A 24,539-nucleotide genomic window follows, 5' to 3' on the forward strand; every position below is an offset into this window, starting at 1 on the left:
AATTAAATTATACGTAGTTATGCGTTGGAAAGGGGATAAAATCCCAGCATTTTGATGGCGGTGATGGCGGCCTCATCCCCCTTGTTGCCGTGTTTGCCCCCGGCACGGTCTTCGGCTTGAGCTTGGGTATTGGGGGTGAGTACACCGAAAACGGCGGGTTTGTTGTATTTCAAGCTCACCGCTGTAATGCCTTGGGCTACGGCGGCGGCGATAAAGTCGAAATGGCGGGTTTCGCCCTGAATGATACAACCTAAACAGATGACTGCATCAATATCAGATTCTTGTGCCAACCATTGCGCCCCTAACGACAGCTCGAAGCTGCCGGGTACTGTCTGGACTAGGATGTTGCTCTCCTGTGCCCCGTGTTTGAGTAAGGTCTGGTAGGCTCCTTCTAAGAGTTTGTTGGTGATGGCATCGTTCCATTCGGCCACGACGATACCAAATTTTTTCTGACTAATGTCGCTGATGTTGCGCGCAGAATATTCGCTGAGATTTTTGAGTGCAGAGGCCATATATGGTTAGTTGTTAGTTGTGATTTACGGAGTAAAATTTAAAGTTACAATCATCAATCAGGTATGGGTCTAAAAAAACTTCAACTACTGTGCCGCCTTACACGACAAGTAGTTGAAGTCATTACATTCGTACGGTCTTGGGTGTAAGACTACTTGTCGGTACTTGCCTCTAGTTTGGCCTTGTATTTCTTTGCGCTCGTTACCTCTACAGCCGTAGGGAACTCGGTGATAATACGCTCATAGCTGCTGAGAGCAGACTTTTGGTCTCCCTTCAGTTCATAGGCCAAAGCAAGTTTCATCAAATACTGTGGAGTAAAGCTTTTGTTAGGCTTGTAGCCTGCAGCTTTCTTGTAGTAGTCGATGGCTTGGTCTACTTGATTTTTTTCCAGATGAGCATCTCCCAACAACACATAGGCACGTGCTTGGAGGAGTAGGTCTTTGGAAGAGAATTTTTTGAGGTGCTTGATAGCCTCATCAAACTTACCTAATTTGAGTTGCGCCACGCCTGCATAGAAGTGGGCTAGGTTTGCGCTACTGCTCATAGGGTAGTTGTCAATGATATCAAGGAAGCCAAGATAGTTGCCATCTCCATTGAGGGCTTTGTTGAGCGAATCAGCCTCAAAATAATATACTGCCGCAAACATTTGCTTGTCGGCTTCAGCCTCTTGGCTGCCTTTCATAGATGTATAAATGAGTGTACCTACAATGGCTACCAAGGCTACGGCAGCAATAACGATGAAGGCGGTACGGTTTTTTTGGAAAAAGTTATCCGGCCCCAAGAGACGCTCACGCAATACATCAGGGTTTTCGATGATGCCAATCTCAGAGGGGTTGCCTTTGGGTTCTTTGAGTTGTTGATTGCCTTTTTGCTTATTTTTCGCCATGTCTGTTAAGTTTAAGGAGTGCAAAGTTAGCAACAATACCTTATTTTTTGAAAAAAGTGCTATTTTTTTCTCTTCAATGTCTAATGTCTTGATTTTTAGGGGCTAACTGGCTGAAGTGCCGGCGGCCTCGGGCAAAATACTGCCATACGATGCTTCCCGGGTAATATCCATGTAGTGAGTTGGGGTGTTTTTTTGTGGGGGCATAGCGCCTCCATGTACGCCATTGGCGGTAGGCGTGTAGGTAGGCACGCCCGACAGCGCGCAACATAGGCCACTGCCCTTGAGTGGCAAATCGGGCTGCGGCCACAGCATCTAAGACCAGCCTACCACCTAGTATGCTGTATACTTGTGGCGTGGGGAGGTTTTTGGCCAACATCGCGAGGTTGTTCCGGAAGTTGAGGTAAGTTTTGGTAGGGCTGGCCTTGGGCAGTGTGCCGCCACCTACGTGGTATACAGTGCTGCTACCTACATAGTAAATGCCATATCCTTGGCGTTGAAGCCGCCAACAGAGATCAATCTCTTCCATATGGGCGAAAAAACGCGCATCGAAGCCGCCTATTTTGTGGAAACAATCCGCTCGGATACAAAGCGCTGCGCCGCTGGCCCAAAATACCGGCACGGTATCGTCATATTGCCCTTCGTCGGCTTCGAGGGTATCGAAAATGCGCCCACGGCAAAAGGGATACCCCCAGCGGTCTATCCATCCGCCGCCGGCTCCGGCATACTCAAAGTGGGTGGGTGTGTGTGTGGCTTTGATTTTGGGCTGACAAGCGGCTACTGTAGGGTGGCTTTCGAGATGCGCTACCAGTGGGTCGAGCCAGTGTGGAGTAGTAGCCACATCGGAGTTGAGCAAAACATAGTATTGGTACTGTCCTTCGAGCTGGCTCAGGGCTTCGTTGTATCCTTGGGCAAAGCCCCCATTGTGGAGCAGGGTAATCAGCCGCACTTCGGGGTGCTGGGTATTGAGCCATGCAACGGAGTGGTCGGTGGAGGCGTTGTCGGCTACAATCACATGTGCCAACATAGGAGGTGTGTGGGCCAGTACTGTGGGCAGAAAGCGTGCTAAAAAAGGCTGGCCATTGTAATTTAAAATCACAACAGCCGTAGAGGGAGTACTCACAAGAAATCGATGTTAGGCCAAGATTGATTTTTCACCAAGATGTACTTGGCTTAAGGGTGCGGAGGGTTTTGTTTTCTTGATTATCAAAGGCTTTCAGCGCATACATTTCTCAGACCAGCAGACATCTAAGTAGCCTACACTGCGAAGCAGCACCGTAGGCTACCTGAAGCTTGGGGAAAACAAGGAACACGATTTTGACACAAAAATGGAGTTTTTATAGCATTGACCTATGGTGTGAACCAAGGAAGGGGTGTCATCAATGTCCAATGGTGTGAAACCGAGCTAGGAGCTAGCTGCCTAGCTGGTTGGTATGGTGGGTTATTTCAGCCCCCCAAAATCAAAACCCGGAGGCATCATATTGGGGTCTATCAAGCCGGAGGTAGCCTGTTGCATTGCTTCTTGGGCTTTCTCTTCTACGGCCTCTATGGCCTTGTTGATGGCGGCAATGGTCAGGTCGCGGAGCATTTCCTTCTCCTCAGGCTTGAGCAGGCTTTCATCGATTTCGAGGCCGACAACTTGTTTTTTGCCATTGACCACTGCTTTGACCATTCCGGCACCGGCTTCTGCCTCTGCGGTGATGTTGACCAACTCTGCGCGGGCGGCTTCTACTTTTTCCTGAAGCTCTTTTACCTTGCCCATAATATTCTTGAAATCAAACATAAGTGGGGTATCCAAATTAATCGTAAGACTTTCCTATAACTGAATTATAAAGCACTTAGGCTTTGTTTGTTTAGGCTAAGTTATCTCTTTTTGAGCAGAAACACAAATGGCATTGGGTTTTGATGGTGTTGCTGCGCCAAAAGCAAGCAATCGAGTGGCCTCTGGCTATAGCCTCCAGCCAATACCAAACTCCAGATGGTCTACACTTCCCTCTTGTGTACGCAGGCCGAAATAGCCAAAGCTATTGGGGTGGAAATAATATTTCCAACCATAGCGTTGGTACCAAGCATCATCAAAGGGGTGTGGTTTGTAGAGATAGATACCGGGCTGTACCATAATCCCAAAACGCCCCAAAAGTAGTTCAATGCCCACCACAGTACTCAAACGCCACGGCGACCAAACCTCCACTTCAAAAGCCCTATGATAACTGCGGTACATCCGGTGGTGTAGCAGCTCTAGGCCTGCGTGTGCTTTGAGGCGGGGGCTGAGGTGTCGACTGAGGTAATTGTTTAGGCTAAACATCGCATATTTGTTCCCTTCGGTAGGGTATTGCTCTACCCATCCGCCACTGAGAGAGCCTTCCCAATGCCACCGCGCTAAGAAGGGGGCGTGTATGGGAGGGATAGGGGTTTCTTGGGCGTGAGCTTGTCGTGGAGCTTCTGTACCGATGGATAGGCCGGTGTGTAGGGCTGCAATATTGATACCTCGGTTGGGTAGGCGTGTGGCTCCGTTGGAGAGGTGTGTCAGCCCCAGACCGATATAGCCACGGGTGTCTCCAAAAAGCCGGTGTTCATACACCAGCCGCATGCTGAAGGCCGCATTGAGATGGCTGCCAAACATCACATTTTTGTAATTGCCTATGCGCTCGTAGCGCTCTGATACCCACCCGATACCACCGCTAAAAATACCCCGTAGGCCATTTTGCCGTAGGCCTTTAAACATTTTAAAATTTCCGTTCAACATCAAGGCCAAGCCCTGCCCGAGCAAGGGTTGGCCAAAATCAAAATAGGTCAGGCTCAAGCCATACCGAGGTTGGTGATAGGCTTGTTGCCAAGGGGCGCTGCCGTCGGTGCTGTGCAAGAGGCGCAGCTCGGCCATTTTAGGAGTACTTTGTAAGTGTACAGTAAAGGCAGGGTCTACTAGGCTAAATCCGGTGGCATATTCGCCCTCCCAAACCCAAGTGCCTTTCAGGCGCTCCTGGGCTGCTAGGGCAAAAGCAACACTGCAAAACCCTGCCAAAAAGCATAAAAAACGTAGCAAACTCATCATAGCGGTCAAAGATACAACATTTTTCAGAGAGCAAGGAAGGGCAAAAAAATAGCAATAGGAGCAGGGGAATGCCTCCTGCTCCTATACTGCCCAAGACTTACTTGACTTCTACAGTTGTTTCGGCTTGTTGAGTGCCTGCGCTCAGACGTAGGGTATAAGTACCCTTGCCTACGTAGTTGTCCTTATTGGTTTTGAGGTTCCAGCTAGTATGTTGGAAGCCCGGCTGTGGGCTGTCAATCGTCCAATTACGCAACTCTTTGCCGTCCTTATCCAAAATCTGTGCTCGGATGCGTTGGCCTGTTTGCCCAAGGTAGAACATCCAAGTCAGCTCCGGAGTAATGACGGGGCTATAGCTACGGGGCTTTGTTCCCCAACGCTCATCGAAGCGGATGTCAGCGGCTGGATATACCACGATGGCTACATAGGGCTTGAGCGACTGGAAGGGTTTCACATCCATCACATAGATGCTGCGCCCGTGAGTGGCGATTACCAACTCGTTTTCACGCGGGTGTACGATGAGGTCATAGGTGGCTACGTTGGGGAAGTCGCCTGCGATGTTGTGCCATCCTTTGCCACCATCCCAGCTGAGGTATGCGCCTTGGTCTGTGCCGAGGTATAGTAGGTTGGGGTTTACGGGGTCTTGAATCAAGATATTGACAGCCTCGTCGGGGAGGTTGCCCTTGAGCGAAGTCCAGCTCTGACCATAATCATCGGAGCGGTAAAGGTAGGCCGTGATATCGTCGTTGCGGTATCCGGTAAAGGTTACAAACACAGTACTCTCAGCGTGTGGCGAAGGGAATATACTGCTCACCCATCGGTCTTTGGGGAGGCCATTGCCCAGCTCTTGCCAATCAGCGCCACCATTGCGGCTGACGTGTAGGCGGCCATCGTCTGTGCCAGCATAGAGCAAGCCAAACACCAAAGGTGATTCGGCCAGGCTACTGATGGTCGAGAAGGGCACATCACCCGTAGAGCGGTCTTGTGTCAGGTCGTTGCTGATAGCCTGCCAGTCGGCACCTCGGTTTACGGACCGGTATACGCGCTGAGCGGCAATGTAGAGGATGTCAGGGTTATGTTTGCTAATCAGCAAAGGAGTGCGCCAGTTGAAACGCAGCGGGGCTTCGCCAATTTCGTGCTTGGGTGTGATGTACTCAAACTCGCTGCGGTCTTTGCGTAGGCGATAGTAATTGCCAAACTGATAGCCGGTGTACACCAAGTTAGCATCGCGAGGGTCTACCTGTACATACATTCCGTCGCCGCCCATCAACGACTCCCAGTCTTTGCTGCGCTTAGGCACAGACTTCGAAGAGCCAAAGTAAACGCCGTTGTCTTGTAGCCCACCGTAGATATTGTAGGGTGTTTCCATATCGACAGTAACGGTGTAAAACTGCCCTACGGCAACGTTGTTGAGGTGGTCAAAGTGTTGGCCACGGTCATAGCTGACATAAAGCCCGCCGTCGTTGCCCAAAATCAGGTGATTACTGTTCTTGGGGTTGATGAGCAGCACGTGGTGGTCAACGTGTACGCCGCTCTGGCTATAAGGAGCCATCTCTGCCCAAGTTTTACCGCCGTCGGCAGACTCTAGGCTAGGCACACCAAATATGTAGAGTCGGTTGGCATCGTTGGGGTCTACCCGTACTTGCCCAAAATAGTAACCATAGGTAAAATACACACCTTCGAGCGGTTCTTGGTGTGTCTTGCGCCATGTTTGCCCAAAATCGTCGGAGCGGTACACCTCTGCTCCTACTACGTCGGTATCAAAAAGCGCGTCATTGGCATTGCTGAAATAATTGGCTACCTGCTTGGGAGTATAGCGCCCCGCTTGAAGGTCTTGTTTGACACGGTCGGCGGTATACTTGGCCGGATAGCGCAGGGTGCGGAGGAAAGTCTCCCACTCTTGGTTGCTCTTGGCAAGAGCTTGCGCTACACTCATCGTCGACAAGGCCTGCGGGGTGAAAGGCAGCCTTGTGTCGGGCTTGCGTTCTTTTTGGGTGGCTTGTTGATTGTCCAAAATCATGTACACTACATTGGGCTGTGTGGCACACACATCCAGCCCTATACGCCCCATATGTTGGGTATTGGGCAGACCATCGAGGCGTTTGCTCCACGTATTGCCCCCATCGCTAGAGGCGTAGATGCCCGACCCCGGGCCATTTTCCTCAAAATCCCAAGCCAGACGGTGGCGCTGCCAAGCGCCGGCCAACAGTTGGTCGGGGTTTTTGGGATTGACCACAAGGTCTATCACCCCCGTATCTTCATTCACAAACAGGGTCTGTGTCCAAGTTTTGCCTCCATCCGTGGTTTTGTAGATACCACGTTCTTTATTTTTGGTATACAAAGCCCCGATACTGGCCACCCAAGCCGTGTTGGGGTCGGTAGGGTGTGCTACGATACGCCCGATGTGTTGGGTGTTGTAAAGGCCGGTATGTGTCCACGTATTGCCCCCATCAGTACTGCGGTACACGCCCAATCCGGCATAGCTAGAGCGGCTGCTGTTGTTTTCGCCAGTACCTACCCAAATCACCTGTGGGTCTGCCGGCGATACGGCAATGTCGCCGATGGTGAGGCGCTCCTGATTGTCGAAAATAGGCTCAAAAGTACCACCGTTGTTGGTTGTCTTGAATACCCCACCCGAGGCATAGGCCACATAGTAGGTATTGGGGTCAGAGGGGTGCCAGTCGAGGTCTACCACACGCCCACCCATCACGGTAGGCCCCACACTGCGTACGGGATAGTGCTTCAACATTGATTGTTGGCGCATCGCTGCCGAGGCTTTGGCAGCCGCCAGTAGTTCGGCTTCGGTACTTTGGGCATGGCCAACGGCCAACCCGCCATGTAGCGCCAACCAGAGTCCTACAGCCCAAAGCTTGAAAGTAGATAGAGGTGAGTGCATAAAATTGAAGTAAGGTGAAGCTAATGATTTGTATTACTAACCTAAAGCAAGTCCAAAATAAAGCTTTTTTGCCCTATAAGCCATCTTTTTTGCCCAATGTCGTTAAGCACAAGACGAAAAGCGTCTCTCCGTCTTTTTTTTGAGGGAAAACAGAAGCAGATTGACAAGTTACGATTTGGGATTGGCGGGGATAGTAAGGTCATATATGGACATTTTCCAAATCCTATGGTTAAAACTGTGCGCTAAGTCTGATTTTACCCCCAAAATAAGGCCTCAGCTTGTCTCGGAACTAGAACTCCGAGCTACTTGTCCAAAATATCCAGTGGTGTACAACATCGCCGTGTGCTGTAGGCTGTCAACGGCATCGCTCCTCTGGGGAACTTTTTGTGATTGTGTATCGATTGTCTACCGATGAAACACCCCTCTGGGGGTTTTTTTAGCAATGTAGTTGCGATATCATAGGTAGAAAAAGGAAGGTATCTTTTCGTCTTTTGTAGCATCTAGTGCAATAGGTTTGATGCCGTAATTTTTGAGGTCTTGCATTTTGTCTATCCTAAGTGCAGCCCCATACACATTGTAGCCGTTTTGTGCTCACAAAATAGCCGTTGCTTTGCCAATTCCTGCCGAAGCTCCAGTAACTAAAACTGTCTTTGCCATTTTCTTTTTGCTTTAAAGTTTGATAGCGCAAAGGTAACTCAAGTCAAAAAGTTAAGGTTTTTCGAAAAGTTCAAAGTTGTTTGTTGAAAAGTCTACTTACTGGATGGGGTGGTCGCCCTACAATTATCACCAACGGAAAATGCGTGCGAAGGTGGGTTTTTAGCACTAACTTGACTAGATGCATAAAGCTTGAATTTGGCACTTCACTTTCATAGAAGCACGAATTGAAAATCAGCGCAGCTAATTGAAAATCAGCGCAGCTAATTGAAAATCAGCGCAGCTAATTGAAAATCAGCGCAGCTAATTGAAAATCAGCGCAGCTAAACCCCCGCTTTTGCAAAACGGCTGTTGTGCGTTCGTTGTTTTTTTGTATGTGTCTATTCAATTCCAAGTATAATGTTTTTCTGTTCTGTTGTAACTTGTCCTACCATAACCTTCAATCAATTTACCCGCTTTGTTCATTTGAGTGTTCCAATCTTGCCTATCTTCTTCTGAAACCGCAGAGTTAAATTTTGTATTCAGGGTTTTCACCTGTTCTTTTATCTCGTCATATTTTTTATCGCTCTCCATTTTAATTTTAAATAGAATTTAAAACAGCGATTATATCATATCCAAATTTTGCAATTTTCCGTCCGCCAAACCCTTTAATTTTTGAAAGTTCGTCTAATGTCTGAGGTTTAATTTTGGCAATTGTCAAAAGTTCTGTGTTGTGGCAAACCATAAAGTTTGGGATGTTAAGTTGTGATGCTTTGTCCTGTCGCCACTGTCTTAGAGATTTAAAAATTCTTTTCTCTTCGTCTGTTAGTTTGCTCTCGTCTGTTATTGAGATTTTGTCCGAAGTTTTTTCTTGTTTCTCTATTTTTTGGCCGTCATAAAAAACTAAAATAGACCAAAAGTTAGGCTGTCCGTTTATGAGTTCGGTTGCAGTCTTTTTAACTGTCACGCTGTCCAAGAAGTTGTTCAAGCTGTCTTGGTCACTTTGTAAGTTCTCTTTTGTAAGTCTGATATGAAAAACTTTTACTTTCATAAAAGTAGTTTATAAAATATTCGACTCATTCGTCAAATGTATCGCAGACGACTTTTTTGTCGTCCGATACAATGCCGCATAACGACAGTCTGTCCAAAAACCAACTCTTGCGAAGATAGCAAAAAGCCAAGAAAAATCCACAGCTTAGGGAATGAAATTTATACTTGTAAAAACAGGGCTACTTAGCACCTCGCAGACCCGCTGGAAGCACTCATTTCGCCCGACAATGTGGTGCGGCGTATAGACCTTTTTGTAGAAAACTTGTACTTGGCCTCTTTGGGTTTTTGTGGTTGATTATGAACCGTTTTACCGAAGATATTTTGTGTTTTTCAAAGTATTCGTACCCAATATGCGTCTCGCTACGAGCTTGTATCGCCTTGGTACAGCGTGTTTTAACGGGTTTTTGGATAGATTGACGGTTCGCGGCTTGGCGAAGGTGGCGGATTTCGGAGCACAAAACTTCCTACGAAGCACTGCACCCGCCATTACACCAAACCGCTGTTAGCACCAGTTGTTCTTGTCCACCAGTCAAAGTTGTCGGAAATAATTATTTCGTTCTTCTCCAAATGATGTGTCGTTTTCATTGGTATTGTTCGGAAAGCTAAATGGTATTTGTTTGCTAATACTCTGATTTCTTCTGTGTCGTCATATGTCAACATAAACTTCCCCTGAATTTTGGATGTCAAGTAAAAAAGTTGTTCGTGGTCTATGTTGAAATATGTATAAAGCCGTTTACCTGCGATAGTGTATGGCGGATCTATAAAAAAATAAGCGTTTTTATTGTCGCTGTTTCGCTCAATTACTTTGAAAGCGTCTGTCTGAAGGAATTGAATTTTATGTTTGACGAAGTTTATTGCTCTAATTCTGTCGGCAAGCGTTTTTGCATACCATCTCGAAGCAATACCTTTTCCATTCTCTCCGTTTTTAAGCATTCCAGAACCTTTGGCAATAATACCACCGTGAAAAACTCTGTTTTTAAGAATGGTGCAAAAAGCAATGTCTTTAATTTCTTTGTTTGGATTACTAAGTTCCTTGTTTACGTTTTCGTGTGATAGTTCAAAATTTAAAATTCTGTCAGCAAGCCATTCATTTTTACCGCTAAGGATTATTTCCCAAACTGCTGAAACTTCTTCGTCTAACTCAACCATCGTTATATGGTCAGCAAGATTTTCAAATGCGGCTGTCAAGCTAACAATACCACCACCCGCAAACGGTTCAATTAAACTCTTTTTGTTGTTGTCTTGACGAAGCCATTCTCTAACAGTAGGTATTAACCAAGTCTTTCCACCCGGATAACGAAAAGGGCTTCTTTGCGGAACAGATGCAACATTGACAACTTGCGTTTGCTGTTTTTTAACTGTAGCTTTTTCAAATATAGTTAATTGCTCACCCATCTTAACTGCTGATTATATCGGTTAAACTTGGTGTATCAGGCGAATAGCCTTCTAATCTTTCATCAAGCCTGTCCTGAAGAATATTGATAAAATCTTCCAATTTTCCAGGTTCAGGGGTTGTAACTCTAAACAATGCCGCTTCAAAGTCCGTGTAAACTGTTTCAACCAAAGTTAGGTTATATTGATTGGTTTCTTTGTCAAGAACCAAGTCATATAAAAACCAAGCAATATCTGCTTTCTCTTTACTGACTGTGGGTAATTTCGGTAACGTGTCAAAGAAAGATTTTTGTAAAGCGACTGTTTGTTTCTTTTTCCAAGTTTGGAAAATCCCGCCTTTGTAAAGCATTTGCGGGATTAATCGCTTCCTTGAAGAAGAAAGATAGTCAGGCTTTGGTGAGTTGTAACCAGTTGTCCAAGCGAATTTACTTGTCGGTTTGTTTATGTAACTGTCAAATGGATTACGAAGATTACCAGATATGTAAACACCTTGAACTTCAAGAGAAGCAAAGTCAATAAGCTGTCCCTTGTCGTTATATGCAACTAAAACAAAGTCAATGTTGCCAGCCGATTGCCCATTCTTGTCAAGTAATTTAATTTCAGAAAGTGATGTCCATTTGGTTTTTTCGTCAAAAGCAAATTTTGCAGCATTTTCGATTATCAACCAGTCTTCACGAAACCTTGTCGGGCAAGTGATTACAGGATTATTGTTATGAAACACAACACACTACAAACTCCCAATGGGTCGTTTGCCTTGTCTTTGGTGCAATTTGGAACCTTGTTGTTAAAAGGACAGAGCTTCTTGTCACGGTAGCGTTTTGCTTTAGCCGTTTCATTGATAATTGGGAAGCCAAAAACTTCTCCTAATGGATTATTATTTTTTCCTTCTATCGCCATTGTGCAAATTTACAAATTATTTCTATCGGCCGATAGGTTTTTGTCCACCGTTTGATGATGGTCGGCTGTCTTTTTACAATTGGTGCTAACGTCCAGCCTATCCAAAAACCAACTCTTGCGAAGATAGCAAAAATCCAAGAAAAATTCATAGCTTAGGGAATGAAATTTATACTTGGTAAAAACAGGGCTACTTAGCACCTCACAGACCCGCTGGAAGCACTCATCTCACCCGAAAATGTGGTGCGGCGTATAGACCTTTTTGTAGAAAACTTGTACTTGGCCTCTTTGGGTTTTTGTGGTTGATTATGAACCGTTTTACCGAAGATATTTTGTGTTTTTCAAAGTATTCGTACCCAATATGCGTCTCGCTACGAGCTTGTATCGCCTTGGTACAGCGTGTTTTAACGGGTTTTTGGATAGATTGACGGTTCGCGGCTATACGCAAGCAGGGATTTTAATCACTGAACTTCCTACGAAGAACTGAACTTTAAATTTACTACTTTCCTGTCCTACGAAGCAGCACCGCAGGTAAACCCCTACTTGCGTATAGGTGATGTTAGCGGTTTGGCTTTCTTGTCTGTCGTTTATTTTTTATCGTGGCATAAATAAAATTATCATTGCTCCAACAATACAAACACTTGCACCGATAATATCCCACTTGTCAGGCGTGTTGTGTTCTACAAAATAAAGCCATAGTAACGAAGCAACAATATATATTCCACCGTAAATAGCATATGCTCGTCCAGCAAATTCAGTTTGGACTTTTGTCAATAAGTAGGCAAAAATGATTAGTGAAAATACTCCCGGAATTAACCAATAGAAAGACTTGTTGGTTCTAACATATGACCAAAAAGCAAAACATCCAAAGATTTCAAAGAATGCCGCTGATATAAATATGATTATGTCTTTCATCGTAAGTTTTCTGTTAGCGTTTCAGTTTTCTTTTCGGTCATATTTTTTACTTTGAGGTCGTTACCGAAAATAAAAAGAATCATTTTAATATTTTTTTATTCTGTTTCTATGTTATTTTTAATATGTATTGTAAATTTTAATAAGTAAAAATATTTTTTAATTTTTTTTATAACCAATATTACTTAGCCCGTTTTCCATCCAAAACTCACTGCCAAGCAGAAAAGGCATACAACGGATTTGGTGGAGAACCAGAAAACCGAGAACAAGTACTTTTGAGGAGATTTGACTGCTTTTGTCCGAAATATTTAGTATGCTCATTGTAAGTAGTTGCTATTTTTTAATATTGAGCGTTTATTTGATGTATAAGATTAATTTTCAGTCTATTACACAACAACTAAAACACAAACTGTTTTTGCTTTGGTACTTCGCTCGTTGTAAACTAATAAATTATTATTTTGGAGATAATCCGAGGTTCCATGTCTTTGCTCTCGAGCCTCCTTTCCATAATAGCATAGGGTTTGCAAACCCTACGCTATGGAAAATGAAAATAAAGTAGTTTATTTTCTTTCCGGTGTACTTAGTGAATTAAAAAGCATATAAAGGTACTTGCATTGAGTCAGTTCATTAATATTTTATGAAAAATCTCTAAAAATAATCAGAATGAAAAGCCTTGTCTTTATTCTTGAGAGAATACTCACCTACCCATTCAATATACCGCATGCCCGGCTTTACTTCTATCATCAAGCCGAGTTGATAGGTGTTTTCAGGTATCAGATTAGATTGTTTTATGCTTGTATTAAAACCGGACTCGGAAAGATTGAGGCCTTTGTATTTGTTTTCAAACAGCATCCAAACATCTAAGCGTGTTTCTCTTTCAGTTGAAACAATAATATCTTTTCCGCTTTCTTCTCTAAAAACAAGAAAGCTTTTACTTGTCTCTGCACTCATGCCTTTCACAAATCCCCACCCTCTTCTTACCATCAATAAATTGTCGCAATGTTTTATCTCGAAATTATACTCCATAGAGGTTTGCGCAGCATTAATCTTCTCTTGTGATATTTTAGATTGGAATACTGCCTGATAGCTGCCGTCATTTTCTAAATCATAGTATTTGCTGATAATTTTCACGTCAGGTTGAAATCCATAATGAGCCGTACTGTCAGAAAAAAATCTAATAGACTTGATTTTTGTTTCATGGGTCGGTAAACAGGTTTGCTTGGAAGACCCGAAGGAAAACAAATAAAAAACCTGATCCAAGGCCTCAAGATGTTTTACGGCAAACAGATCATTATTAAGGATGTAGTTGCTGACAAGTAGTCCGGTATTGAGTATAGAAACAGGCACTCTAATTGTTTCACTTTGCTTATCTTCGGTAGTAATTTGCATAAATAAAGCCGGCGGTTGAACAAAAAAGCGCTGTATTTTACCCAACCAACTGTATCGTATTTGCACATCCCAGTAAACAATTTTGTCGGTTTTTGGCAGAGCAATAGAATCCCCCATTTTGCAAGTAAATTCTTTTGTTTTTAACAATTCCAATCTTCTTTTGATTTTTCTTTTCTTAAATAAAATCCATTTACCTTCTTTTTGCACTATTTCATAGTTTTGCATCAAGGCGCGTTTAGTTTGAGACTCATCAAAGAACGCATATCTGTTGTCTATGGTATAAAGCGTGAAAATAACATATTCGGGTGCGCTTACACTCAGATACTTATCGGCATTGATTTTATCCAGGTACTCGTCATAAGCCGAATAAGACTGTATAACAGGACGAGGGTTGTAATTAAGTTTGTGTTTGTAAATCAAATAAATATCACAAGGGATTATATCAACACTTTTCCGGTCTATTTCTTTGAGAAAGGCATCCGGCAAGCTCTCAGCTGTTTCATGTATAGTCAGATAGCGTTGATCTATTTTCCCGAATACTTGTCCCGTAACTGTGACAATTGCTTCAAACTGTCCTATAAAAACTTTGCCCTGAACAATATCCTTAAACAAATTAAACCTGTTGTCATAAAAAGAAAAACCAAACATCAACACAATCAAAACAATCAACCTTGCAAAATTGAGCATTGCAGGAGTTGCAAAATAATACAACATAAGTACAGGCATCAAGATCAAAGAAAAATAATAAATTGTATGTCCTCGTGTAAAATTATGCTTAAAAATAAGATATGAAAGCCCTATGGCAGACAATATAACAAATACATGTACAAGAGTCAATTGCCGAGATTGCTTACGGGCATTTATCTGTAAGTAATAAAATAAATAAACAAGCATTAAAATTAAGACTAAAGCTGCTTCATAGAGTATATACACCTTGCTTTCTTCAAATACTTCAGGGGTAAACATAGAATCATTATAAGCATTAATGATATGCCAACTGCCTTGAATATAGGGGATGATGTCTACACGCCAAATCCAAGAAAGAAACAGAAGTAGGAGTATGTATGAAAGAGCACCAATAGAAGCTTCTTTTAGGGAAATGCGATCTAAAAAATAAGCAAAAGGAATAAATATGAGTATATACAACATTGCCACAATTCCCGAGTTGGCCTTTACAAAAAAAAGCAGCAAAGCCAAGGCAATACTAATAATAAAGTGTACACGTTTGTTGGCATCTTCATGGAGAACCAATGCAGAGATAAACAAACAGTAAAAAAACCAAATTTGAGTATCATAAGCTAAGCGAAATATCAATGCGCCGCTGATTATAGCAAGCCCGTTAAATAAATTGAGTGTGTATTTTTTAAAAAAAAGTTTTAAAATATAAACAATAAAGGTAAAAAAAATCAAATAGTATAAAACATACACCCACTTACTTACCCCAAAAACAAGTCCTGTGTTCAAAAAACCCAAAGGCCCGTAAGTAAACAAGAAATCAGTTCCAAAATGCATATTTTTTTCTAGAGCCAATTGTAATCCAATCGCCCAAGAACCATCTAAGGAATTGTTTACATAATTGTAGAGACGCGGTGGGAAAAAAAGAAAAAGAACGAAAGCTATCACCCAAAAATCAGGGTGAATTACTGCTTTTTTTAATTGAACAATCATTTCTTAAGTGCTGATTTTAAAGTAGATAAGTATTAAGAACAAATTATTTACTAGTATTTTGTGTCTTAGCCCCAAAAAACGTATAAGTCGAGTTTTAACAATTAGTTTGACATCTGAGCAAGAAACAGAACTTTATTAACTGGAGTTACGGACAGTTACAAAAGATTTCCAAACATGGGTAAAGACAGCCTGTCCAAAAACCAACTCTTGCGAAGATAGCAAAAAGCCAAGAAAAATTCATAGCTTAGGGAATGAAATTTATACTTGGTAAAAACAGGGCGACTTAGCACCTCGCAGACCCGCTGGAAGCACTCATCTCACCCGACAATGTGGTGCGGCGTATAGACCTTTTTGTAGAAAACTTGTACTTGGCCTCTTTGGGTTTTTGTGGTTGATTATAAACCGTTTTACCGAAGATATTTTGTACTTTTCAAAGTATTCGTACCCAATATGCGTCTCGCTACGAGCTTGTATCGCCTTGGTACAGCGTGTTTTAATGGGTTTTTGGACAGATTGACGGTTTTCGCCAGACCAATGTTGGCTGAATTTGTTATTCTTTCGGTGCGTAGTTATCCCAATATTCTCTCGGTGTCAAGATTTTGGTGTACTCAAACTCTGTTATTGTGAAGTCAAGCGTATTGCCTGTTGTCAAATAGTCTGCTGCACTTACCGCTGCCAACTCCAAAAACTTGTTGTCGCTTGTATCTGTCAAAACTTCAATTTTTCGGTCTGTTTGGTAAAAAGTAGCAATTTCTCTCAGTCTATTCAACACAACTTCGGCTTTGGTTTTGAAATTAGTGAATTTTGAGAACTTCTCCCTGTTCAACACTTCTAAATATTCAACCAATACTTCTTCCGAAAGGCAAATCTCTACTTTTTCAGTCAGTACCAATTCGTACAAAATTTTGCTCGGAATAGAACTTGAAATGAGTGCAGAAACGATAACATTTGTATCAAGAATGAGTTTTTGCATCTCTTACGGCTTTAATTTCAGCATTGATTTCGTCCATTGTCATTTTAGAAAGCCCAACCTTTTCAGCTATTTCATTACACTCCAACAACGCCTGTCGTGCGTATTCACGACTAATTAAATATACCAAATCAGTAAACTTAATTTCACCACTCCCTAAATTATACTTTTGGAAGTCGGTTTCGCTTACTTTTATCTGAACTGTCCGCATAGTTTTATTTTTTTTGAGTTTTCGGTTCTTACAATTTTAGCCAAAATCAAGCTTTACGCAGTGTGAGCGCAGCGAGCATTGTCGTAAAGGGGATGTTATGAGCGCGTTTTCTGGAGCACCGCATTGTCGTAAAAACGGGTTTTTACGCAGTGCCAAATGTCCGTTTAACTTGATGGGAAACATTCGTGAACACGTGAACAAGTTCCTTTCGTTACCTGTTAAGTTAAACTACACAACGGACATTTGCAAGTGTGGAGGGCAAAAATTTCTCATAACGACAGTCTGTCCAAAAACCAACTCTTGCGAAGATAGCAAAAAACCAAAAAAATCCATAGCTTAGGGAATGAAATTTATACTTGGTAAGAACAGAGCGACTTAGCACCTCACAGACCCGCTGGAAGCACTCATTTCGCCCGACAATGTGGTGCGGCGTATAGACCTTTTTGTAGAAAACTTGTACTCGGCCTCTTTGGGTTTTTGTGGTTGATTATAAACCGTTTTACCGAAGATATTTTGTACTTTTCAAAGTATTCGTGCCAAATATGCGTCTCGCTACGAGCTTGTATCGCCTTGGTACAGCGTGTTTTAATGGGTTTTTAGACAGATTGACGGTTTGCGGCTTGGCGAAGGTGGCGGCTTTTCAGTACAAAACTTCATACGAAGTACTGAACCGCCACTTTTGCCAAACGGTTGTCAGCGGTTCAGTTTTTATTCATCTTCAATTTTTTAACTCGATATCTAATTTCATTCTTTAAGTTTGTACAAGTAATAATATCCAAAATCTGGATAGTCAAATTATGGAATGGTTCTTTACTTTACGATTAGCGAGTTATGAAGTAGCAACCCTAATCATCCACCCAAAATCATCTATTCCTTAATTAGGCATTCGAACTTTGATGATGATAGCTGAGGCGACTGTAAGCCCGCCAATGAGTGCTATGGCGTAGCCTACCCCAAAAAAATCGGCAGTAACTCCCGAGATTACTGCGCCGAAAGCATAGCCTAAGTCCCTCCAAAGGCGGAAAGTACCGATGCTTTCAGCCCGTTGGAGCGGGGTGGTTGCGGCGGCAATGGTAGCCAAAAAGGTGGGGTATACCAAGGCTGTTCCTAGCCCCAATACTGCGGCCAGCATAGCCAATGCGGCAAATGAGCTGACAAAAGGAATAAGCAAAATAGCAGCTCCTTGTAAGAGCATCCCCCAGAACAGCAGGCCCTTTTTGGGGTAGAGGTCGGCCATTTTCCCTGTAAACAACTGTCCTAGGCCCCATACTGTCGGGTAGATAGCGGTGATATACCCTGTATTTTCGGTATTGTAGCGTAGCGAGAGTAGCAGGATGGGCAACAGCCCCCATATCATACCATCGTTGAGGTTGTTGACTAGGCCGGTCTGTGTTACGGCGCTCAGGGTTTTGTTTTTGAATGTAGTTTCTACAAACACATTCCTCAGGGACTTGGTGTTGTTTTGGGTGCTTTCTTGGTTCACAAACACTTGGGTGTCTTTTACCCACAAGAGGGTGAGCAGCAGCCCTCCAACCGACAAAAACACGCCGATATAAAACGGGTATGGCGTAATGCCATAATGATTGGCCACATATCCGGTAAAAAAAGCCACCAGACCCACGGCAAAGTAGCCTGCGAATTCGTTTAATCCCATCGCTAGGCCTCGCTCTTTTTCGCCCACGAGGTCAATCTTCATCACGATAGTACTGCTCCACGTCAGCCCTTGGCTCACACCCAACAACATATTGGCTACGATTACCCACGCCCAATTGGGCGCATATATCAGCATAAAGGGAATAGGGATGGCCAGTATCCAACCAAACAAGAGCAAGCACCTGCGGCCAAACTTGTTGGCCAAGCGTCCTGTGTAATAGTTGGCTGTGGCCTTGGTAAGGCCAAAGGCAGTGATAAAAGAAAGGATGGCCGTTTTGGAGGCCACCCCAAAGGTTTGTTCTGCAAATTGAGGGAATATCGTCCGCTCCATCCCAATCATCCCCCCGACAAAAGCGTTGACGATGACAAGCAAGGTAAATTGTTTCCAGTTTTCTCTCAGCCCGAGGCGGGTATTGTTGTTCATTGTGTTGGGTCCAAGTAGAGGCCACCGGACATTTTGGGTTTGCCTTGTGGTGGTGCGTGCCTATTTTGCCTTCCGAGCGCTCGGGGCATATTTAACCGCAGCAACTTGTTGAATCAAAGCCAAATTAGAAAATGCCCGGTGGCGTGGTTAAAGTGGCAAAATTATGCCATCATCGACAACTTTTCTGTGTCAAAAGTTACCCAACTGATAATACCGGAGGCGGTGCTGCGTCAAAACTTAAATCCTACATTGAGATTCAGCACGTGTTTGAACTGTACGGCCTGAATCTGTCGGCCATCGGCTTGCGCTATCAGGATGTTGTGGTCGTAGAAGAGCTGGGTGGTAAAACTGGTAAAGAAAAACTCGTTGATTTTGAAAACCAGCAAGTTATCCCAATTAACCGTAACGATGTCCGGCGTGCGGTAGTCCGAAAACAGCACGAGAGTGCTTTTGAGTGTTACGTTTTTCATCAGTTCCAACTGCCCAACAGCGTTGAGGGTATAGCCAAACTCCGAGCGGAGCCTTTTCCCGGGCTCTACACCAAAAGCGCCTGCTGCCGACAGCTCGTCCGAAAGCACAAAAGTCAGGCGGCTAGCTAGGGGAGAGATAGTGGCCTGTAGGTGTTTGTTTTGGTACTTAAAACCGATATTGGGCACAAGGAAGGCAGGCGCAAAGAAATCAGAAATACGCTTGTCGACAAATTCACGCCCAAGCGAGTCGCGGTCAAAAGTATAGCCCGGAGCCATCTGAGTCCGCAGCTCCACAGCCGCATTCAAGCTCCAAGCCTTCGAGAGCGTGTAGTCGTAGTTGCTGCCAAGGATGAGCTGGTCATCAGTTTTTTTGAAAATATTCGTTCCGTCATTTTCTCCCAGTCGCGCTACCCCAAAAGCTGCATTGATATAATTTCTCCATTGGCTGCGTGCTGTTTTGCGGGTAATGTTGCCATCGAAGAGCACTCCCAATGAAAGCGAGCTCTGCCCGCCTCCCTGCCAGTTTTGCAGGCCTACATTGGCAAGGCTAAAGCTGAGCGAGCCTTTGCGACTCCAAATGCCAGGGGGGGCGGCCTGTGTGAGGGTATCGGCGGCATTGTCAGCCTCTTGGGCCGACAACTGCCCAAAAAAACACTGTAGCACCAGCAGCGCTACAGTCAGGAGATAGGCGTTTTTGAACATTTTGTGTTTGTGTTTTGTCAAAATAATCACGCCACAAAGGTAACATAGTTAGGGCTTTATACCAAGATTCATAGGACTTGAGGGTTTGCAGGATTGGATTTTGAGATAGTATCTCACACCAAAATAAGCAGAGGCCTTATGTTGATATACAATGAGACTTGGCTCCACGGTTTTATACCCAACCAAAATTGGTTTGGGAAAGCTGTGTGCTGAGAATCCTTGGCCATCAAGAAAATCAAATCTTGTGAATCTTGGTATAAACCCTTGAGAGACAGCGTATCCAAAAGGGGATTAGAGAGCGTCCTGAATTTCTTTGAAAGCCTTCAGTGCTTCGGCCTCGTCGTGGAAAGGCAACTCGACATAGTACTTCTTCTTCTTACTGATATTTTCGGCAGAGAGGTAATAGGAGGCCTCTTCCACACATTGCACCCTGCCCCCATTACAGCCTATCACGACAGCGTATAAGGTATCATTGACATAATAACCATTTTCTTGTTTTACAACCCCATCCTCGGTGGTAGTTTTATTGATTTTGGCCTTATCTACTGTATAGACGCTGATGCCCCCGACGGTATTGTCGGCGTTGAGGTCTACTACACTGATGATAATCTGGGTACTGGTTTGGTGCAGATATGCTTTGCGCATTCCGCCCTCGGTGTCGGGCAGGGTGCTACACAAACGGCCTTCTATCTTGAGCTTGGTATCATCGTCGAAGGCGAAGGTATCTTGTGCCTGAGCGCTCCATAACATTACAAAACAACACAGGACTGTCAGGGTAAGGTATCTCATTGGGCTATGGGTTTATGTTTGAGAAAATAAACACTTTGCCCGTACTAACGGCCAGTTTCTGACACAGTTAGGGTATTTTTTAGGGATGGTTATTTTGGGAGTATCAGGCGTGCATTTGGGTTGATGAATGGGATAACGCCTTAGACAAGCTCTTGATGGTATCATCGGTGGGGCTCATCAACTTAAAACGAAGACTCATAAAATATGAAGGCACTTTGTGTAGTCTACAGTGGAAATTTTGCGTACTCAGGGATACAGTTGCTTACTATTCTCCTCAAACCCCTCAAACCTATGTCAAATTCCTACACAGAAGTCTCTCGTCAAGGCTTTTTCTCCCGCCTAGGTGGCGCTACAGACACTGAGCCGCTACCGCACCAAAAACGGTAATGGCATTTTTTTGATAGAAACGGGCACACACAGCGCCGCCGATATGTTCAAAGCCGCCCAAGACGGCAACAACGCCCTGACTTGGATACTGCGTGTGGTAGGATATATGATGATGGCCATCGGCCTAGGAATGCTGTTCCAACCGTTGGTCATCTTGTCTAATATTTTACCATTTTTGGGCAATATTGTTGGCGGAGGTGTGATGATTTTCTCCGGCCTGATAGCCCTTGTCCTGTCCATCACGACAATTGCCATTGCGTGGATATTTTACCGCCCAATATTGGGCATCATCTTATTGTCAGCAGCCGCTACAGCGCTCTATCTTTATTTTCAAGCCAAAGGCAAGCGCCAAGCGTCTCTGGGATGATGATGGGTTGTTGAGCCGGTTTAGTTGTTGCGAAGCCTATGCCTTGAGTGTAGGCTTCGGCATTTTTAGGTTAGGATGGAATGATGTTTGTGCCTCTAGTGATGACTACAGCCTATGTCCCAATGAGTGAAAAAGTCTACTATCGCCTTATAAGTCTGCCCCATATGCTCTTACTTTTAGCGGTGGCAGCTGTTTATTATGCGTTTATTGAACCACCGCTGAGGCATTCCAAACCACGTCGGTGGGTGGTGATGGTGGCGCTTATGGTGTTGACAGGGGTGGCTAGTGCGCTGCTTAACCATTTTTTATTCTTGTACCACCCTAGTTGGCCTCACACTACACATACTGATTTGTATTGGTGGGGGTTTGTGTTGATGAATCCTACATTGTTAGGAATTATGTTCTGCACCTATTCTCCCCAAAATACAGCATAAGTCAACGCCACGGGGATTTTCTCATACACTAGATATTTTTGGAAAAGTAGTTCGGAGCTCCGACTCCGAGACAGGTTGAGGCTTTGTTTTTGGGAGCAAATAAGACTTAGCTCACAGTTTTAACTGTGGGATTTGAAAATGTCCGGTTGCGTGGGATTTTCTAATACGTTCTTGATGCAACAGGTTTCTCAACGACGACAAAAACCAAAAATGTCCAGCGGCGTGGCATAAGTTGTAATATAGGCTTCAACCTACGTATTTATTTGAAAGCTACAGCCTACAAGGTGATGTTGCCATAGGCGTTCATCAACAGAGCGAATTGTTTTGGGGCATAAGCCTTATGTAAGGGCTTTTTAGCGAATGACGGTGTGGCAAAATTTCCTATATTTGCCCCTGCATACCGATGCTTCAACGTCGGATTGGCTTACCAAACCCTGCAAGCTTTTGAAAACGAACTACTTAACAGACGATAGTATCCATCAGTTTATTGTCAGTGCGCTGCACGAAGACGTGGGCGAAGGCGACCATTCTTCGCTGGCCTGTGTGCCGGCACAAGCACGACGCAAGGCCCAGCTGTTGGTCAAGGATGAAGGTATTCTGGCCGGGGTAGCGCTAGCCTACCGTATTTTGCGCCACCTCGACCCCGAGGTCAGCATTACACCTATGCTCAACGACGGCGATTCTATCAAAAAAGGAGACGTGGCCTTTGTGGTCGAAGGCAATGCACAGGCCATCTTGCAGGCAGAGCGCCTCCTGCTCAACTGTATGCAGCGGATGAGCGGCATCGCCACTTATACCCAAAAACTGGTACAGCTTGTTGCCCATACCAAAACCAAAATACTCGATACGCGCAAAACCACCCCCAATTTCCGAATGATGGAAAAATGGGCTGTAACGATTGGCGGCGGTACCAATCACCGATTTGGGCTTTATGATATGATTATGCTCAAAGACAATCATATTGCCTACGCCGGCGGGATTGCCAACGCCATCATCCGTACACAGCGCTACCTCGAAGGCTTGGGCAAACACCTTCGCGTCGAAATCGAGACCCAGTCCTTGGCCGAAGTCCAAGAAGTGCTCAACATAGGTGGAGTGCAAGTCGTGATGCTCGACAATATGAGCATCGACGAGATGCGCCAAGCCGTGCAACTCATCAACGGGCGCTTTATCACAGAAGCCTCCGGCGGCATTACAGAAGACAGCATTGCGGCCATTGCCGAAACCGGCGTAGACTATATCTCGGTGGGAGCGCTCACACACTCCGCCGGAAGCCTCGACCTCAGCCTCAAAGCCTGCTAAGATTCATACCATTACGGACGTATTATTTACCGATTTTATGATTGTAAAAACAAAAAAGTACCAATTAGAGCCCAACACCTATGTGCGTGTGGCAATGCGCAATCTCCTCAGCACCCAATGGTGGGTGCCTGTGGCGATTTTTTTTGGGGTCATCGTGCTGAACTTACTCCTCAACTTGGTCTATAGCAACCTCTGGATTTATTTCTTTGCGCCCATCGGTGCGGGTTTGTATTTTCTGTTTTGGTACATCCAGTTTTATGGAGCCACCAAACTAGAACAACACCAAATTATTTTTGAGCGCTACAGCTACGAAATCGATTCTCGTGCTATCCTGATGAAGGTCAATAGCAAGGAGGGGATGCAAATCCAGTGGAATATGATTCAGAGTGCTAAGAAAGAAAAAGACCATTACCTGCTTGTCATCTCCAAGGGGCAGTTTATTTATCTTCCCTTCAAAATCTTTAACAGTGATAACGACCTGCGTTTTTTTGAGAGCATTCTCAAACGCAAGCAGTTGCTGGCTGAGGCTAAATAACTCGGTGTTGAGGCTAGGGCTAGAGCCCGTGCGATAGCACTGAAAGTTTATATCTAATCAAAATTTGTTTGGGAAATATGTCCGCTGAAAATCCTTGAGAATCGAGAAGATTAAATCCTCTAAACCCTCAAATCTTGTGAATCTTGGCATAATTTTCAGTCCAGTAATCCCCACTATGATATGCAAAACAAAGTAGTACTCATCACTGGAGGTTCTTCGGGTATCGGCAAGGCTTATGCTCAGGCATTTGGGTTGGCCGGTGCCAAGGTAGTCATCACTGGCCGCAAAGAAGGGCCTTTGCAAGAGGCAGCGGCTTGGCTCGAAGAGCAGGGCATCGAGACCTTGGCCGTAGTAGCAGATGTAGCCCAAGAGACTGACTGCGAGCGGATGGTTGCCTTGGCCGTAGAACGCTTTGGACGCTTGGATATACTGATTAATAATGCAGGCATCTCCATGCGGGCGCTCTTTGCGGAGGCCGAGCTGAGTGTGATTCGCCAATTGATGGAAATCAACTTTTTTGGAACGGTGTACGCCACCAAGTATGCCCTGCCCCATATCTTGGCCAGCAAGGGCAGCATCGTGGGGGTGTCGTCTATCGCCGGATACCGAGGCCTGCCCGCCCGCACAGGCTACTCTGCGTCTAAGTTTGCCATGCGAGGCTTTTTTGAAGCCCTGCGCACGGAGCTGCGCTATACCGGTGTACACCTGTTGCTAGTGTCGCCGGGCTTTACAGCTTCCAACATCCGCCAAACAGCCTTGGCCAAGGACGGCAGCGCCCAAGGGGAAACGCCACGCGACGAGGGCAAGATGATGAGCGCCGAAGAGGTAGCCCAACATACACTCAAGGCCGTACAGCGCCGCCGCCGCGACCTCGTCCTTACGGGGCAGGGCAAGCTGACGGTTATCCTCAATAAGCTCTTCCCCGCCCTAATGGACAAGCTGGTGTACAACGCCATGGCCAAGGAAAAAGATAGCCCGCTGAAGCGGCAGTAAATTTTTCTCTCTGATAATCAGCTTGT

General features: G+C 44.7%; 22 protein-coding genes. 5 read left to right on the forward strand and 17 right to left on the reverse strand.

From position 1 onward, the window contains the following. Positions 1–17 precede the first annotated feature (17 nt). From ribH to G499_RS0112765, 17 genes are all read right to left on the reverse strand, one after another. Positions 18–512 (reverse strand): 6,7-dimethyl-8-ribityllumazine synthase, encoded by a 495-nt coding sequence (gene ribH, locus G499_RS0112675; protein ID WP_027000253.1) that lies wholly within the window; start codon positions 510–512, stop codon positions 18–20. A 149-nt stretch (positions 513–661) separates the two neighbouring features. Continuing rightward, entirely contained in the window at positions 662–1,396 is a 735-nt protein-coding gene (locus G499_RS0112680) for a YfgM family protein (RefSeq protein WP_051296228.1), read from the reverse strand. 73 nt (positions 1,397–1,469) lie between these two features. Next, positions 1,470–2,516 (reverse strand): glycosyltransferase family 2 protein, encoded by a 1,047-nt coding sequence (locus G499_RS0112685; protein WP_027000255.1) that lies wholly within the window; start codon positions 2,514–2,516, stop codon positions 1,470–1,472. Between the two features lie 318 nt (positions 2,517–2,834). Beyond that, entirely contained in the window at positions 2,835–3,176 is a 342-nt protein-coding gene (locus G499_RS0112690) for a YbaB/EbfC family nucleoid-associated protein (RefSeq protein WP_027000256.1), read from the reverse strand. Between the two features lie 165 nt (positions 3,177–3,341). Further along, entirely contained in the window at positions 3,342–4,445 is a 1,104-nt protein-coding gene (locus G499_RS0112695) for an acyloxyacyl hydrolase (protein WP_027000257.1), read from the reverse strand. A gap of 97 nt (positions 4,446–4,542) precedes the next feature. Beyond that, the gene (locus G499_RS0112700; protein ID WP_027000258.1) at positions 4,543–7,338 is read right to left on the reverse strand and encodes a VPS10 domain-containing protein; all 2,796 of its coding nucleotides are present in this window, start codon (positions 7,336–7,338) and stop codon (positions 4,543–4,545) included. Between the two features lie 1,038 nt (positions 7,339–8,376). Continuing rightward, positions 8,377–8,565: a hypothetical protein gene (locus G499_RS0112710; RefSeq protein WP_027000259.1), complete on the reverse strand. Its 189-nt coding sequence runs from the start codon at positions 8,563–8,565 to the stop codon at positions 8,377–8,379. A gap of 7 nt (positions 8,566–8,572) precedes the next feature. Beyond that, entirely contained in the window at positions 8,573–9,022 is a 450-nt protein-coding gene (locus G499_RS0112715; RefSeq protein WP_027000260.1) for an HRDC domain-containing protein, read from the reverse strand. 485 nt (positions 9,023–9,507) lie between these two features. Continuing rightward, positions 9,508–10,416: a DNA adenine methylase gene (locus tag G499_RS19945; protein ID WP_051296229.1), complete on the reverse strand. Its 909-nt coding sequence runs from the start codon at positions 10,414–10,416 to the stop codon at positions 9,508–9,510. A 1-nt stretch (position 10,417) separates the two neighbouring features. Then, on the reverse strand, positions 10,418–11,134 hold the full coding sequence (locus tag G499_RS19950; RefSeq protein ID WP_211231617.1) for a NotI family restriction endonuclease: 717 nt from the start codon (positions 11,132–11,134) through the stop codon (positions 10,418–10,420). Positions 11,135–11,901: 767 nt separating this feature from the next. Further along, the gene (locus G499_RS0112730; RefSeq protein ID WP_027000261.1) at positions 11,902–12,222 is read right to left on the reverse strand and encodes a YnfA family protein; all 321 of its coding nucleotides are present in this window, start codon (positions 12,220–12,222) and stop codon (positions 11,902–11,904) included. Between the two features lie 645 nt (positions 12,223–12,867). Then, the gene (locus G499_RS0112740) at positions 12,868–15,276 is read right to left on the reverse strand and encodes a hypothetical protein (protein WP_154658440.1); all 2,409 of its coding nucleotides are present in this window, start codon (positions 15,274–15,276) and stop codon (positions 12,868–12,870) included. Between the two features lie 550 nt (positions 15,277–15,826). Then, the gene (locus G499_RS0112745; protein ID WP_081413785.1) at positions 15,827–16,249 is read right to left on the reverse strand and encodes a putative toxin-antitoxin system toxin component, PIN family; all 423 of its coding nucleotides are present in this window, start codon (positions 16,247–16,249) and stop codon (positions 15,827–15,829) included. Next, complete coding sequence (locus G499_RS0112750) at positions 16,230–16,457, reverse strand: hypothetical protein (protein ID WP_027000264.1); 228 nt, start codon at positions 16,455–16,457, stop codon at positions 16,230–16,232. Before G499_RS0112750 ends, G499_RS0112745 begins: the two co-directional genes overlap by 20 nt. Before the next feature lie 874 nt (positions 16,458–17,331). Next, a complete protein-coding gene (locus tag G499_RS0112755) occupies positions 17,332–18,534 on the reverse strand; it encodes an MFS transporter (protein ID WP_027000265.1) in 1,203 nt (400 codons plus the stop codon). Positions 18,535–18,764: 230 nt separating this feature from the next. Then, the gene (locus G499_RS19955; protein WP_051296230.1) at positions 18,765–19,706 is read right to left on the reverse strand and encodes a DUF3078 domain-containing protein; all 942 of its coding nucleotides are present in this window, start codon (positions 19,704–19,706) and stop codon (positions 18,765–18,767) included. Positions 19,707–19,997: 291 nt separating this feature from the next. After that, complete coding sequence (locus tag G499_RS0112765; RefSeq protein ID WP_027000266.1) at positions 19,998–20,495, reverse strand: hypothetical protein; 498 nt, start codon at positions 20,493–20,495, stop codon at positions 19,998–20,000. 343 nt (positions 20,496–20,838) lie between these two features. Between G499_RS0112765 and G499_RS0112770 the strand changes: the two genes are divergently transcribed. The 5 genes from G499_RS0112770 to G499_RS0112790 all read left to right on the forward strand — a co-directional run bounded on the left by G499_RS0112770 (position 20,839) and on the right by G499_RS0112790 (position 24,513). After that, positions 20,839–21,249 (forward strand): TMEM43 family protein, encoded by a 411-nt coding sequence (locus G499_RS0112770; RefSeq protein WP_027000267.1) that lies wholly within the window; start codon positions 20,839–20,841, stop codon positions 21,247–21,249. 122 nt (positions 21,250–21,371) lie between these two features. Continuing rightward, positions 21,372–21,683, forward strand: coding sequence for a hypothetical protein (locus G499_RS22035; RefSeq protein ID WP_161627744.1), 312 nt, complete (start codon positions 21,372–21,374; stop codon positions 21,681–21,683). A gap of 444 nt (positions 21,684–22,127) precedes the next feature. Further along, positions 22,128–22,985, forward strand: a complete 858-nt coding sequence (gene nadC / locus G499_RS0112780) for a carboxylating nicotinate-nucleotide diphosphorylase (RefSeq protein ID WP_027000269.1) — start codon at positions 22,128–22,130, stop codon at positions 22,983–22,985. 37 nt (positions 22,986–23,022) lie between these two features. After that, on the forward strand, positions 23,023–23,520 hold the full coding sequence (locus tag G499_RS0112785; RefSeq protein ID WP_027000270.1) for a YcxB family protein: 498 nt from the start codon (positions 23,023–23,025) through the stop codon (positions 23,518–23,520). Positions 23,521–23,700: 180 nt separating this feature from the next. Beyond that, positions 23,701–24,513, forward strand: a complete 813-nt coding sequence (locus G499_RS0112790) for an SDR family oxidoreductase (protein WP_027000271.1) — start codon at positions 23,701–23,703, stop codon at positions 24,511–24,513. The last annotated feature ends 26 nt before the right edge of the window (positions 24,514–24,539 follow it).

The sequence above is a fragment of the Eisenibacter elegans DSM 3317 genome (genome assembly GCF_000430505.1).
In the GTDB taxonomy this organism is placed as follows: domain Bacteria; phylum Bacteroidota; class Bacteroidia; order Cytophagales; family Microscillaceae; genus Eisenibacter; species Eisenibacter elegans.